The organism is Streptomyces sp. YIM S03343 (assembly GCF_054729195.1).
In genome coordinates, this window is sequence record NZ_JBPUKX010000001.1 from 3,517,312 (window position 1) to 3,530,291 (window position 12,980).

A 12,980-nucleotide genomic window follows, 5' to 3' on the forward strand; every position below is an offset into this window, starting at 1 on the left:
TGGGGCGGCAGGCGGTCGGGCGCGGGCGGGCAGCCAGCCGACCCGCGCCGTCACAGCCGTCACAGCCGTCACAGCCGTCACAGCCGTCACAGCCGTCACAGCCGTCACAGCCGTCACAGCCGTCACAGCCGTCACAGCCGTCACAGCGGGAGCGCCTCGGTCAGTTCGGCTGCGCCTTACCGGCACCCCTGTGCGGGACCGAGTCCCTGGGGCCGGTGTCCTTGTCGGGCTCCGGGTCGGTCTTGAAGTCGACCTTGCCCATGTGCTTGCTCATCGACTTCATGAGACCCCACACCGCCAGGGCCATCACCGCGAAGACGATGAAACCGAGGACTCCGGGGGTGACCTTGTTCTGGTCGACCTCTTTGGCGAGGGGGACGAGATGCGTCACTGCCAGGCTCACGCTTGCGCTCATGTCAGGCATTGTCGCGGACGCCCGCGAAGAGGTCGTCCTCGGGGAGGGAGGTATCGACGAACGACTTCGCGAGCTCGTACTCCTCCGTCGGCCAGACCTCCTTCTGGAGCTCCATCGGCACCCGGAACCAGCCCCCGTCGGGGTCGATCTGCGTGGCGTGCGCGATCAGCGCCTTGTCGCGGATCTCGAAGAAGTCGGCGCAGGGGACGTGCGTCGTGAGCGTGCGCTCGGTGCGCTCGAACTCCTTCCAGCGCTTGAGCCAGTCCCCGTACGGCGACTCCAGCCCGCGCTCCAGCAGGGCGAAGTGCAGCGCCTCGGTGCGGGGGCGGTTGAAGCCCTGGTTGTAGTAGAGCTTGGCCGGCTGGTACGCCTCGCCGTACTCGCTCTCCGGGTACTTCTCGGTGTCCGCCGCGCCGTCGAACGCCACCATGGAGATCTTGTGAGTCATGATGTGGTCGGGGTGCGGATAGCCGCCGTTCTCGTCGTAGGTGGTGATCACCTGCGGCCGGAAGGCGCGGATCTTGCGCACCAGTTCCCCGGCCGCCTTGTCCACGTCCTCCAGGGCGAAGCAGCCGTCCGGCAGCGGCGGCAGCGGATCGCCCTCGGGCAGGCCCGAGTCGATGAACCCGAGCCACTCCTGACTCACGCCGAGGATCTCCCGGGCCTCGTCCATCTCCTTGCGGCGCACCTCGTGGATGTTCTCCTCCACGTACTTGTCGCCCTGGAGCTTGGGGTTGAGGATGGAGCCGCGCTCGCCGCCCGTGCAGGTCACGACCAGCACGTCCACCCCCTCTGACACGTACTTCGCCATGGTGGCCGCGCCCTTGCTCGACTCGTCGTCGGGGTGGGCGTGGACGGCCATCAGTCGTAGCTGGTCGGTCAAGACTCAATCCTCAGCAGTTCGGCGCCCCGGGTGAGGGGGGCGGTTCAACGCGGTACAACACGATTCAACAAGTGTCGTCGACAGGGTTGTCGAACAGGGTTGTCGGACGGGGATCGGCGGGCAGGTCGTCCGATGCGGACGGCGTCCAGGGGCAGGCAACGGCCGCTGGAGGGCGGCTTCTATAGTGACCGAATCGGGAGGCGAATAATTCCGGAGCCCGCTCCGGAGCGCCCCGCCAGGGACCGCGGTCCCGCCCCGGCCGAGAGGACGATCATGAGTACGGCGAGCGTGCAGCTGCCCGAGGGCCGGTACGGACGTTCCTCGGACGAGCGTGCCGACCGCAAGCTCAGAACGGCGGCGATCGTGCTGGGGGCCGTCCTCGCGGTGGTGGTCGGCTGGCTCGGCTACCACTATGTTGCCGGGAGCAAGATCAGCGCCCAGGTGGTCGCCTTCAGCGTGACGGACGACGCGGTCAAGGTGCATCTGGAGGTCCACAAGGACTCCGGCGCCAAGGGCTACTGCACCCTGCGCTCCCAGAACGCCGACGGCGCCGAGGTGGGCCGCGCGGACTTCCGCTTCTCGGGCGGTGCCACCCAGATCGACAAGGTCGTCACGCTCCGTACGACGTCCCGGGGCTCCACGGCCGAGCTGCTGGGCTGCCACAACGGCTGACCGGGGCCGGACGACGGCCGCCCCGTGCCCGCAGATGGGCCCGGGGACACACCCTCGGACATGCCCACGGACCCGCCCGAGCACACACCCGGGCCCCGTCCGCAACCGGTCTGCGGCCCGTGCGCACGTGACCCGGATTACGTAGGCGCTGGCCTGCGCCGATGCGATTCTGCTGTCATATGTCCTCCCCCTTCGGCACATGAATTGTTAGGCTCGTGGTTTCGCCCTCCCATGGAGGAACATTCTTCTGGGTAGGGCGATGCTTTGTATTCCCAGTACCTACGAGGAGCACCTGTGACCCAGACCAGCGAGAACGTCACCTGGCTGACCCAGGAGGCGTACAACCAGCTCAAGGCCGAGCTGGAGTACCTGTCTGGTCCCGCGCGCACGGAGATCGCCGGTAAGATCGCCGCCGCGCGCGAGGAGGGCGACCTGCGGGAGAACGGCGGGTACCACGCGGCCAAGGAGGAGCAGGGCAAGCAGGAGCTCCGCGTGCGCCAGCTGACCCAGCTCCTGGAGAACGCCAAGGTCGGCGAGGCTCCGGCGTCGGCGGACGGTGCGGTCGCACCCGGCATGGTCGTGACGATCGCCTTCGACGGCGACGAGGACGACACGCTGACCTTCCTGCTCGGCTCCCGCGAGTACGCGAGCGCGGACGTCGAGACCTACTCCCCGCAGTCCCCGCTGGGCTCCGGCGTGATCGGTCACAAGGTCGGCGAGGACGCGGAGTACGAGCTGCCCAACGGCAAGAAGGCCTCGGTGAAGATCCTCAAGGCCGAGCCCTACTCGGGCTGAGCCCAGACCGAGCCCCACTCCGGCTGAGCCCGACAGACCCGGCACATCCAGGACGACCCCCGATGCCGCGCAGACCGCGCGGGTCCGAATCCCTCGGTTCCCGCCGGCCACCCAGGCGCCGGGGGTGTCGTCATGCCGGAGCCGGCCCCGGGACGAAACATGGTCAACCGGCCGCCCGGCGGTATTTGCGGACCGCGAGCATGCGGAAGACAAAAATGATCACGACCGACCAGATCAGCGAGGCCCACACCGGGTGCTGCATGGGCCAGGCCTCGGATGCCTGGAAGCCCGGGGGAAGGTTGCCGAACAACTCGCGGCACGCCTGCACGGTGGCACTGAACGGGTTCCACTCCGCTATGTGCCGCAGGAAGGGCGGCATCTGATTCGCATCCACGAACGCGTTCGAGATGAAGGTCAGCGGAAACAGCCAGATCAGGCCGCCCGAGGTTGCCGCCTCAGGCGTGCGCACGGACAGGCCGATGAGCGCACCGATCCACGAGAACGCGTACCCGAGCAGCAGGAGCAGGCCGAAGCCGGCGAGTACTTTGCCGAAGTTCTCGTGCGTGCGCCAACCGACGATCACAGCGACGACCGCCAGGACGACGAGGGTGAGCGCCGTCTGTACCAGATCGGCGATGGTGCGGCCGGTCAGCACCGCACCACGTGCCATCGGCAGGGAGCGGAAGCGGTCGATGAGCCCCTTGTGCATATCGTCGGCGATTCCCGCACCTGCGCCCGCCGTGGCGAACGTGACGGTCTGGGCGAAAATGCCGGCCATCAGGAACTCTCGGTAAGCCTGCGTGGAACTGGACGAGCCGACCTGGATCGAACCGCCGAACACATAGGTGAACAGCACCACGAACATAATCGGTTGGATCAGCCCAAAGATGAGCATCTCGGGAATCCGGCCCATACGAATCAAATTCCGCTTGGCGACGATCAGCGAGTCGCGCACAGACTGGGTTACCGGGCTTGACGGCGCCACGGCGCGTACGGCGTCGGAGACGGCACTCACTTCGCGGCCTCCTTTCCGTTTCCGTTCTCCTCTTCCTTGGCCTCGGCCAGATGGCCCGTCAGGGAGAGGAAGACGTCGTCGAGGGTGGGTCGGCGCAGGCCGATGTCGTCTATCTCGATACCGCGGGCGTCGAGTTCGCGGATGACCTCCGCGAGGAGCTTGGCGCCGCCGGTGACGGGCACGGTGAGCTTGCGGGTGTGCTCCTCGACCGTGGTCTCGCCCTTGCCGAAGCCGCGCAGCACCTCGGCGGCGTCCGCCATCCGCTCCCGCTCGTGCACGACCACCTCGACGCGCTCGCCGCCGGTGCGGGCCTTCAGTTGGTCCGAGGTGCCCTTGGCGATCACCTTGCCGTGGTCGACGACCGCGATGTCATGGGCGAGATGGTCGGCCTCCTCCAGGTACTGCGTGGTCAGCAGCAGCGTCGTACCGCCGGAGACCAGCTGCTTGATGACGTCCCAGAGCTGCTGGCGGTTGCGCGGGTCGAGGCCGGTGGTCGGCTCGTCCATGAACATCACGGGCGGCTGGACGACCAGTGCCGCCGCGAGGTCGAGCCGACGGCGCATGCCTCCGGAGTAGGTCTTGGCGGTGCGGTCGGCGGCGTCGGTGAGATGGAACTGCTCCAGCAGCTCCGCCGCGCGCTTCTTCGCGGCCGGTGCCCGCATCTGGTAGAGCTGGCCGACCATCTGAAGGTTCTCCCGGCCGGTGAGATATTCGTCGACCGCGGCGAACTGCCCCGACAGCCCGATGGACCGGCGCACGGCGTCGGGGTGCTTCAGCACGTCGATGCCCGCGACGATCGCGGTGCCGCGGTCCGGGCGCAGCAGTGTCGTCAGACAGCGGACGGCGGTCGTCTTGCCCGCGCCGTTCGGCCCGAGCAGGCCCAGGACGGTGCCTTCTGGGACATCCAGGTCGACGCCGTCCAGAGCCCTTACGTCGCCGAAGGTCTTCACCAGACCTTCGGCATAGATGGCGCCTGGCATGTGAGTCTCCACGTCTTTGGGTGCTTCGAAAACGCTAGGTATGCGTGCCGTGTTCCGCATGCTCTTTTTTGCCGACTTCGCCGCTCCGAGAGCACGCTGATCGCGAGCACGCAGGTCACGCGGGTGTCGCCACACGTGAGGCCCACCACCGCACTCACCATAACGCGATGTATCGCGTCTCTCAATGCAGAAAGCCGAAACGTACTCGAACGAGTGGGTGATCGAGCCCGGCTCCGGCCGAGCCCGCCGCATACACCCAAGCCCGGTCCCGCGGAGCCCGCCGTCTCAGTCGATGACGGTGTAGCCCGCGTCCCGCAGCGCCTGGTCGACCTCGGCGCAGTGCGCCGGACCCTTCGTCTCCAGATGCAGTTCGACCTCCGCCTCCGTGAGCCCGAGCCGTGGGTCGGTCCGTACATGGCTCACGTCGAGGACATTAGCGTCGAGCACTGACAACACCCCCAGAAGCGTCGCGAGGGCACCCGGGCGGTCGGTCAGCCGCAGCCGTACGGCCAGGTAGCGGCCCTGCGCGGCCATGCCGTGCGTCAGGACGCGCTGGAGCAGCACCGGATCGACGTTGCCGCCGGACAGCACCGCGACGACCGGACCCTCGAAGCTGCCCGGGCGGCTCAGCAGCGCCGCAACCGGGCTCGCCCCGGCCGGTTCGACCACCAGCTTGGCCCGCTCCAGGCAGAGCAGAAGCGCCGCGGAAAGTTCGCTCTCGGTCACCGTGCGGACCTCGTCGACCAGCTCCCGCACGATCTGGAACGGCACGTCACCAGGCCGCCCGACCCTGATGCCGTCGGCCATCGTCGTGGGGTTGTCGATCGCCACGGGACGCCCGGCCGCCAGCGACGGCGGATAGGCCGCCGAACCCTCCGCCTGCACCCCGACGATCCGCACATCGGGCCGCAGCGTCTTCACCGCGACCGCGATCCCCGCCGCCAGCCCGCCCCCGCCGATCCCGACGACGATCGTGCCCACCTCCGGGCACTGCTCCAGGATCTCCAGACCGACCGTGCCCTGCCCCGCGATGATGTCGGGGTGGTCGAACGGGTGGATGAACACGGCGCCCGTCTCGGCCGCGTACTGCTGCGCGGCGGCCAGCGTCTCGTCGACCACGTGGCCGTGCAGGCGCACCTCCGCGCCGTAGTCCCGGGTCGCGCTGATCTTCGGCAGCGGGGCGCCCTTCGGCATGAACACCGTGGCGCGGACCCCGAGCAGCGACGACGCCAGCGCCACGCCCTGCGCGTGGTTGCCCGCGCTGGCGGCCACGACGCCGGCGGCCCGCTCCTCGGGCAGCAGCCCTGCGATCCGCACATACGCGCCGCGCAGTTTGAAGGAACCCGTCCGCTGGAGGTTCTCGCACTTGAGATGGACCGGCGTGCCCGCCAGCCCGGACAACTGGCGGCTGCCCTCCATCGCGGTCGTGCGTGCCACGCCCGCGAGCATCTTCCGGGCCCCCCGTACATCGTCGAGAGTGACGGATCGGAAGAAGTCAGCCGTGCTGTCGTGCATGACTCAAGCATCGCAGTTCACAGGCGCACGGTCCGCCTGTGACCAACCTCCGAGACGGGTTTGCCCAGCGCCCGTACGGCCCGCCTCCCGGCCGCGTACTCTGTCCCCCATTCCAGCGCCCTCTTCATGAAGCGAGCCCCCGGCCATGCCCACAACACCTGAAATGTCGATGGACATGTCGCCCCTCGGCGACACCGGTCTTCTCGACACGTTGCAGCACGAGGTGGCGGTGTTCGCCCGCCGTGCCGAACAGACCCGGCTCGGTGGCGTGGGGCAGGTGCGCAACTCCATGGACCGTGCGGCGTATCTGCTGCTCAACCGGCTCGACAAGGAAGGCCCGATGGGCGTCAAGGCGCTGGCGTCGAGCATGGGCATCGACTCGTCGACGGTGACCAGGCAGGTGGCCCCGCTCGTCGACACGGGGCTGGTGAAGCGGACCTCGCACCCCGAGGACGGCCGGGCCGTCGTACTCCAGCTCTCCCCGCGCGGGGAGGTACGGCTGGAGGAAGTACGGTCGTCGAGGCGGCAGTTGATGGCCGACCTCACCCACGACTGGGCCGCGGGGGAACGTGAGACGTTCTGCGCGCTCCTCACGCGCTTCAATGTCGCGCTCTCCGCGCGCATGGCGGCACCGGAGACAGCGGGCGGCGCCCCGCAGGACACGCCGGGCGCGGCAGGCGGGTCGGAGGCCCCGCAGGCCCGCTGATCCCGCCACGCGCCCTCGCCGCGCTGCCGCCCGCCCGACTGTCCCACTGCCCGACTGCCCGACTGCCGTCCATTGCAGCCCGCAGCCGCCTCACTTGCGGCCCGGCTCTTGACCACGGGGCCGGGTCTGGCCTCATATGAGAGGAGATCGGGCCATAGCCGGGCGGGGAAGGCGGGAGGCGCGATGGGAGAACGGCATGCGTCCCGGAGCGCCGGCCGCAACCAGGAGTTCGAGGCATTCGTGGCCGGGGCGGCGGGACGACTGCTGCACTCCGCCACGCTGCTCACCGCCGAGGCGCCGGACGACAACCCGCGCGCGCGTCGGCTGCTGACGCTCGCCCTCGCGTGCACGTACGCGCGCTGGGACGGACTGCGCGGCGAGGACCCGTACGACATCGCGCGCCAGGAACTCACCGCGCGTTTCGCGCACGAGGCATGGCACCAGTACGGCGGTTTCGGGCGGTTCCGCGGGCGCGCCCCGGGCGTGCTGACGGACCTCACCCCGCACGCGCGCCTGGTCGTCGTCCTGAGGCTGTACGAGGGTGTCGCCGAGGAGCAGGTCGCGGCGCAGCTGGGGCTGCCCGCGGAACGGATCCACACGATCTGCGACCGGGCCACCGCCCTGCTGCTGCACCCGCCGCAGCCCGCACCGGCCGCGCCGCTGCCCGGGACGACGGGGGCGAAGGTGGCGGCGTCGTGAACCGGGCCGAGCGCGAGGCGGCCGTACGCCGGCTCATGGACGGTCCGGCGCCCCGGGTGCCGCCGGACCTGTACGCGGACGCCGTACGGCGCGGCACGCGCGTGCTGCGCCGCAGGACGGCCGCGCGCCGCCTGCTGTGGCTGCTGCTGTGCGCGGCGGCCGTGGCGTTCACCGTGTGGGCGGTCACGGTCCACCCGTGGGCGGAGCCGCCGTCGCAGACGACCCCGCCGCTGAGCAACTGGTAAGTACGGGCTATCCGAGCGCCTGCCGCAGGTCCTCCAGGAGGTCCTCGACGTTCTCGATGCCGACGGAGAGGCGGACGAGGTCGGCGGGGACCTCGAGGGCAGAGCCCGCGGCGGACGCGTGCGTCATGCGCCCGGGGTGCTCGATGAGCGACTCGACGCCGCCCAGGGACTCGCCGAGCGTGAACACCTTGGCGCGGTTGCACACCTCGACGGCGGCCTCCTCGCCGCCCTCGACCTGGAAGGAGACCATGCCGCCGAACGCCCGCATCTGCTTGGCGGCGACCTCGTGACCGGGGTGGTCGGGCAGGCCCGGGTACAGCACGCGCGTCACGCGCGCATGGCGCGTGAGCATCTCGGCGACCTTGCCGGCGTTCTCGCTGTGCCGGTCCATACGCACCGCCAGCGTCTTGGCGCCGCGCAGCACCAGCCAGGAGTCGAACGGCCCGGCCACGGCTCCCATCGCGTTCTGGTGGTACGCCAGTTCCTCGCCAAGGCCTTGGTCGGCTACGACCAGGGCGCCGCCCACGACGTCGGAGTGGCCGCCCATGTACTTGGTGAGGGAGTGCACGACGGCGTCCGCGCCGAGGGACAGCGGCTGCTGGAGGTACGGCGTGGCGAAGGTGTTGTCGACGACGAGCCTGGCGCCCGCCTGGTGGGCGACCTGGGCGACGGCCGCGATGTCGGTGATGCCGAGCAGCGGATTGGAGGGCGTCTCGACCCACACGACCTTGGTCTCGGCGGTGATCGCGTCCCGTACGGCCGCCGGATCGGAGGTGTCCGCGACGGACCACTCGACACCCCACCGGGAGACCACCTTGGCGAACAGCCGGAAGGTGCCGCCGTAGGCGTCGTTGGGGATGACCACGTGGTCACCGGGGCGGAGCACCGTGCGCAGCAGGCAGTCCTCGGCCGCCAGCCCGGACGCGAACGCGAGCCCGCGGTGGCCGCCCTCCAGGGCGGCGAGGTTCTCCTCCAGCGCGGTCCTGGTCGGGTTGGCGCTGCGGCTGTACTCGTAGCCGCCGCGCAGCCCGCCGACGCCGTCCTGCTTGTAGGTCGAGACCTGGTAGATGGGCGGGACGACGGCGCCGGTGAGGGGGTCGGCGGTGTTGCCCGCGTGGATAGCGAGGGTCTCGAAGTGCTGACTGATATGCCTGTCACTCATGCGCACCGAGGGTAGTCGGCGGGTGGGCGCCCCGCCGGACGAAGGCACACAGCCCCGCCCGGCGGGAGTTGTCCACAGGCGGCGGGGAGGGCGTTGGCCTTTTGTCGGTCCCGTCTGGTTCGCTTGAGGCATGGCAATCCTCTGGGTCCTCACGTCGCTGATCATGCTCGGCGTGGTGCTGCTCCCGTTCCTGCGGCGCAGGCGCGGGATGATCGAACAGGTCCCGCCCGGGCATCCGGACGCGGCGGACCCGGCGGACTACGGGTTCGTGCGGGAGGAGGAGCTGGACATCCGTATGCCTGGCCCCGACGACGACCTGCTGGCCGTACTGGACCTGGTGCAGCGCACGCAGGACCATCGCGCGGCCGCGCAGTTGCTGGCCGGTACGGAGACCGGGGGCGAGCCGCGCTGGCAGCGGGTGCAGGCGTTCGCGGGCGCGGCGGCGCTGGAGCTCCGGCAGCGGCCGGGCGGGGTCAGTGAGATACCGGGCGGCCAGTGGCTGCGGGTGTGGCGGGCCGAGGCGCCCGACGACCCGGGCGGGGCCGCGGTGCACGCGGAGTTCCTGTCACAGCAGGCGTGGCGTACGGCGGTGCCGGGGACGGACGAGTTCCGGATCATCTTGGAGGAGGCGAGCGAAGCGGCGTCCCGGGCGGCCGGGCTCTCCCCCGACGACCCGGTCCCGCACATCACCGAGCTCTCCGTGGCCCGCGGCCTGTCGTACTCCCACCCGGAGTTCGAGAAGCTGTGGCTGAGGGTGCTGGACCGGGCGCCGAACCACATGGGCGCGCATCTGGCGGCGCTGCACTACTGGTGCGAGAAGTGGCACGGGTCGCGCGAGCTGGCGTACTCCTTCGCGGAGGGCGCGGCGGCGCGCGCCCCGCAGGGCTCGCTGCTGGCGGCGATGCCGCTGTTCGCGGTGTACGAGCATCTGCCGGAGGTGAACCTGGTCCGCAGCTTCTACCAGAGCGAGGTCGTTACCAAGGCGATGCACGGCGCGCTGTTCGCGGTGCACGAGGCCCGCCCCGACGACCCGATGCTCGCGCACGTCCGTCACTTGCTGCTCTTCTTCCTGGTCCGCGCGGAACGCTGGGCGGAGGCGATGGACCAGCTGATCCACGTGGACGGCCATGTGGGCGCCCTCCCCTGGACCCTGTCGGCGGACCCGGCGGCCGAGTTCGCGATCTACCGCGCCCTGGCAGTGGCGGGCTACGAGGCGAACGGCGGCAGCCCGGCGACGCTGCGGAACTGACCGGAATCCGCCGCCTCCTGCCGGGCCGTCTCGATCGAGGTCAGCCCTCCGTTCGGGCGGGCAGCCGCCATCCCGGGCGCGGGAAGTGGCAGGTGTAGCCGTCGGGGTAACGCTCCAGGTAGTCCTGGTGCTCGGGCTCGGCCTCCCAGAAGGGCCCGACCGGCTCCACCTCGGTGACGACCTTGCCGGGCCACAGGCCGGAGGCGTCCACGTCCTCGATCGTGTCCTCGGCGATCCTCTTCTGCTCGTCGTCCACGTAATAGATCGCCGAGCGGTAGCTGAGGCCGAGGTCATTGCCCTGGCGGTTCTTGGTGCTCGGGTCGTGGATCTGGAAGAAGAACTCCAGGAGCGTACGGAAGTCGGTCTTCGCGGGGTCGAAGAGGATCTCGATGGCCTCCGCGTGCGTGCCGTGGTTACGGTACGTCGCGTTCGGCACATCACCCCCGGTATAACCGACCCGGGTCGCGGTCACGCCCGGGAGCCGGCGGATCAGGTCCTGCATCCCCCAGAAGCATCCGCCCGCCAGAACAGCCCTCTGCGTCTGCTCAGCCATTACGGCCCCTCCGATATCGATCAGCTTCGGTGACTCGGGCTACTCGGCTCGCACGCCACCGGTATGCGATGCCCACCCTCCTCAACGTGTGAGGGTTCCAGGCGATTCCGTGCCCGTCCAGCCGACCCCGCGGACGCCGTTCCGGCCTCTTCTCGGACGGCCTCGGACGGCCTCGGACGGCACAGCGGGCGGAGGCGCGTGCCCCCGCCCGCCGGTGCTCAGGGAGCGTCTGCTCAGGGAGCGTCGATGAGGCCGTACTTCGGCACCGTCACCGTGCGGGCCCCCGGCGTGCCGCCGAGGACGACCTTGCGGTACGTGACGTTGTTGGCCGTGCTCTGCTCCTTGAGCCGGTTGTCCGGGTTGGCGATGACCTGGATGTAGTACGTGCCGTTCGGCAGATCCGAGACATCGAAGGACTGACCGGGCCGGTACTGGCTGTAGGTGTCGCCGTTGCCGACGTCGAGCACCTCGCGCACCGAGACGGCGGTCTCCTCACCACAGGCAGTGGCGAGGTCGGTGTTGTACGGGTGCCAGTTGGCGTTCTTCACCGTGTAGTCGATGGAGTCGGTATTGGCCAGGCAGAACGCCTCCTTGCCGCTGCGGACGATCTCCTTCTTGTCCGCACCGAGCAGCCGGTAGCTGGCGAAGTCGCTGAAGTGCCAGTGCTGGTGGCCGTCCCGGGGGTCCCACTCCATGGTGCCGGTGGGTGTGTACCCGACCTGCTTGCCCTTGGCGTCGTAGAAGTACTGGTACGCGTCCATCTTCTCCGCGCCGGGCTTGCGGAACCCGTCCACGACCAGCGGCGAGGGGCCGCCGTTCCAGACGGTGGCGCTGAAGGCGAGGTAGTCCTTGCCCGGGGCGACACCCGCTCCGCCTTCGTCCCCGTTGGTGATCGCGATGCCGTACGCGGGGAGGGCACGCAGGTCGGGCTTGGGCACACCGGCGGGGACGGCCGCCCTGCCGACCGGGCGTCGGGCGGCCGGCTTCGGGCTCTTCGACGCCTTCTTCTGCCCGCGCCCGACGCCGGCCAGACCCTGGCCCCCGCCGGAGCTCTGCTGACGGACCGTCACCTTGACGGTCTGGGTCTTGTCCGGCATTCCGAACAGGTCGCGGTACTCCTTCGCCACCGACACCTTCGCGGTGTAGGTGCCGGCCGGCAGGTCGACCGTGTTGTCCCCGCGGAAACCCTGGGCCGTGGCTGCCGCCCAGCCCTTCTCGACACCCCACACCCCGCCGAGCGCGAACGGGTTGTTGGAGCAGCCGTCGGGGTACTTCGAGGTGGCCGGGGCGTCCGGACGGATCCGGCCCGCCCGGTTGTTTGGGCAGAACGACTGCGTGGTGTCGGCCACCTTCGCGCCCGACTGGTCACTGATGCTGACCTTGAGGAAACCCGGCAGGCCGGAGAAGTCCTTCACCAGGCCCTTCGGCAGGCTCTTGGTCAGCGTCCGGCCGCCGGAGCGGATCACCTGCGACGCGACGACGGGGTCGTTGTAGGACTTGCGCGTCACCCGCAGTTCGAGCGGTCCCCCGTCGACCGTGATGTAGGTGCCGAGGTCCAGGTAGACCCCCGGCTCGCCTTGCCATCGGTCGACGGTCACCGCGGGGGAAGCGGCGATCAGTGCGAGCTTCGGCGTGCCCGCCGGTGTCGCCGCTACCGCGCCGGGCGCGGCGAGGGTTCCGGCGGCGCCGGTGGTGAGGGCGGCAGCGGCGATGATCGCCGAGCGCCGTAAGACATGGGAGTGGTGTCTGGTCATGGGTGCTCTTTCTGCGTCTGGTCGGGACGGGTCGTGCACGTCATGCAGGCACGGCAGGAAGTACTCGTGTGCCATCTGTGAAAAGGGTGAAAAGTCAACAAGGGTTGCCTGGCGACCGAAGGTCGTCCTGAATGTGGCGGTTAGGGCTCCGCCGCCCGACTGCTGCCAGGGGAACGCGCATAGCCCGTTGGGGACGAGCTGGGTCGGTGTGTCCTGTGCGAGCGGACCAATGCCAGTCGCGGCGTTCCGGTTCGCATGCGAGCCTGAATCCATGATCAGGAAGCCGCCTGGCCGCCTGCCTGCTCGGGTGGGGTACGGACGGTGGCACTCCGGGCGG

14 protein-coding genes are annotated in these 12,980 nt (G+C 69.8%); 6 read left to right on the forward strand and 8 right to left on the reverse strand.

Annotated features, from left to right (window positions below):
* Positions 1-160 precede the first annotated feature (160 nt).
* Positions 161-424, reverse strand: coding sequence for a hypothetical protein (locus ACSYGN_RS14865; RefSeq protein ID WP_460395743.1), 264 nt, complete (start codon positions 422-424; stop codon positions 161-163).
* A complete protein-coding gene (gene mca / locus ACSYGN_RS14870) occupies positions 417-1,298 on the reverse strand; it encodes a mycothiol conjugate amidase Mca (RefSeq protein WP_460395745.1) in 882 nt (293 codons plus the stop codon). The genes ACSYGN_RS14865 and mca overlap by 8 nt, the downstream gene beginning before the upstream one ends.
* A gap of 273 nt (positions 1,299-1,571) precedes the next feature.
* Here mca and ACSYGN_RS14875 point away from each other — a divergent pair, with 273 nt between their 5' ends.
* Both ACSYGN_RS14875 and greA read left to right on the forward strand, forming a co-directional pair.
* On the forward strand, positions 1,572-1,970 hold the full coding sequence (locus tag ACSYGN_RS14875; protein WP_460395747.1) for a DUF4307 domain-containing protein: 399 nt from the start codon (positions 1,572-1,574) through the stop codon (positions 1,968-1,970).
* Positions 1,971-2,264: 294 nt separating this feature from the next.
* Positions 2,265-2,765 carry a transcription elongation factor GreA gene (gene greA / locus ACSYGN_RS14880; RefSeq protein ID WP_460395749.1) on the forward strand — a complete coding sequence of 167 codons (501 nt, stop codon included), beginning with the start codon at positions 2,265-2,267 and terminating at the stop codon, positions 2,763-2,765.
* A gap of 163 nt (positions 2,766-2,928) precedes the next feature.
* On the opposite strand, the gene ACSYGN_RS14885 is transcribed toward greA, so the two are convergent.
* The 3 genes from ACSYGN_RS14885 to ilvA form a co-directional block, all read right to left on the reverse strand.
* Entirely contained in the window at positions 2,929-3,780 is an 852-nt protein-coding gene (locus ACSYGN_RS14885) for an ABC transporter permease (RefSeq protein ID WP_460395751.1), read from the reverse strand.
* On the reverse strand, positions 3,777-4,760 hold the full coding sequence (locus ACSYGN_RS14890) for an ATP-binding cassette domain-containing protein (protein WP_460395753.1): 984 nt from the start codon (positions 4,758-4,760) through the stop codon (positions 3,777-3,779). Before ACSYGN_RS14890 ends, ACSYGN_RS14885 begins: the two co-directional genes overlap by 4 nt.
* A gap of 285 nt (positions 4,761-5,045) precedes the next feature.
* The gene (ilvA, locus tag ACSYGN_RS14895; RefSeq protein WP_460395755.1) at positions 5,046-6,275 is read right to left on the reverse strand and encodes a threonine ammonia-lyase; all 1,230 of its coding nucleotides are present in this window, start codon (positions 6,273-6,275) and stop codon (positions 5,046-5,048) included.
* Between the two features lie 163 nt (positions 6,276-6,438).
* Between ilvA and ACSYGN_RS14900 the strand changes: the two genes are divergently transcribed.
* The 3 genes from ACSYGN_RS14900 to ACSYGN_RS14910 all read left to right on the forward strand — a co-directional run bounded on the left by ACSYGN_RS14900 (position 6,439) and on the right by ACSYGN_RS14910 (position 7,925).
* Positions 6,439-6,981 (forward strand): MarR family winged helix-turn-helix transcriptional regulator, encoded by a 543-nt coding sequence (locus ACSYGN_RS14900; RefSeq protein ID WP_460395757.1) that lies wholly within the window; start codon positions 6,439-6,441, stop codon positions 6,979-6,981.
* A 183-nt stretch (positions 6,982-7,164) separates the two neighbouring features.
* Positions 7,165-7,680, forward strand: coding sequence for a sigma factor-like helix-turn-helix DNA-binding protein (locus ACSYGN_RS14905; protein ID WP_460395759.1), 516 nt, complete (start codon positions 7,165-7,167; stop codon positions 7,678-7,680).
* Positions 7,677-7,925: a hypothetical protein gene (locus ACSYGN_RS14910; RefSeq protein ID WP_460395761.1), complete on the forward strand. Its 249-nt coding sequence runs from the start codon at positions 7,677-7,679 to the stop codon at positions 7,923-7,925. The genes ACSYGN_RS14905 and ACSYGN_RS14910 overlap by 4 nt, the downstream gene beginning before the upstream one ends.
* A gap of 7 nt (positions 7,926-7,932) precedes the next feature.
* Here ACSYGN_RS14910 and ACSYGN_RS14915 read toward each other — a convergent pair whose 3' ends face one another.
* Positions 7,933-9,087, reverse strand: a complete 1,155-nt coding sequence (locus ACSYGN_RS14915; protein ID WP_460395763.1) for a cystathionine gamma-synthase — start codon at positions 9,085-9,087, stop codon at positions 7,933-7,935.
* A gap of 130 nt (positions 9,088-9,217) precedes the next feature.
* On the opposite strand from ACSYGN_RS14915, the gene ACSYGN_RS14920 reads away from it, so the two are divergent.
* Entirely contained in the window at positions 9,218-10,336 is a 1,119-nt protein-coding gene (locus ACSYGN_RS14920; RefSeq protein ID WP_460395765.1) for a hypothetical protein, read from the forward strand.
* 40 nt (positions 10,337-10,376) lie between these two features.
* Here the strand turns inward: ACSYGN_RS14920 and msrA are convergent, their stop codons facing one another.
* A complete protein-coding gene (gene msrA, locus ACSYGN_RS14925) occupies positions 10,377-10,889 on the reverse strand; it encodes a peptide-methionine (S)-S-oxide reductase MsrA (RefSeq protein ID WP_460395767.1) in 513 nt (170 codons plus the stop codon).
* Positions 10,890-11,122: 233 nt separating this feature from the next.
* A complete protein-coding gene (locus ACSYGN_RS14930; protein ID WP_460395769.1) occupies positions 11,123-12,643 on the reverse strand; it encodes a lysyl oxidase family protein in 1,521 nt (506 codons plus the stop codon).
* Between the last annotated feature and the right edge of the window lie 337 nt (positions 12,644-12,980).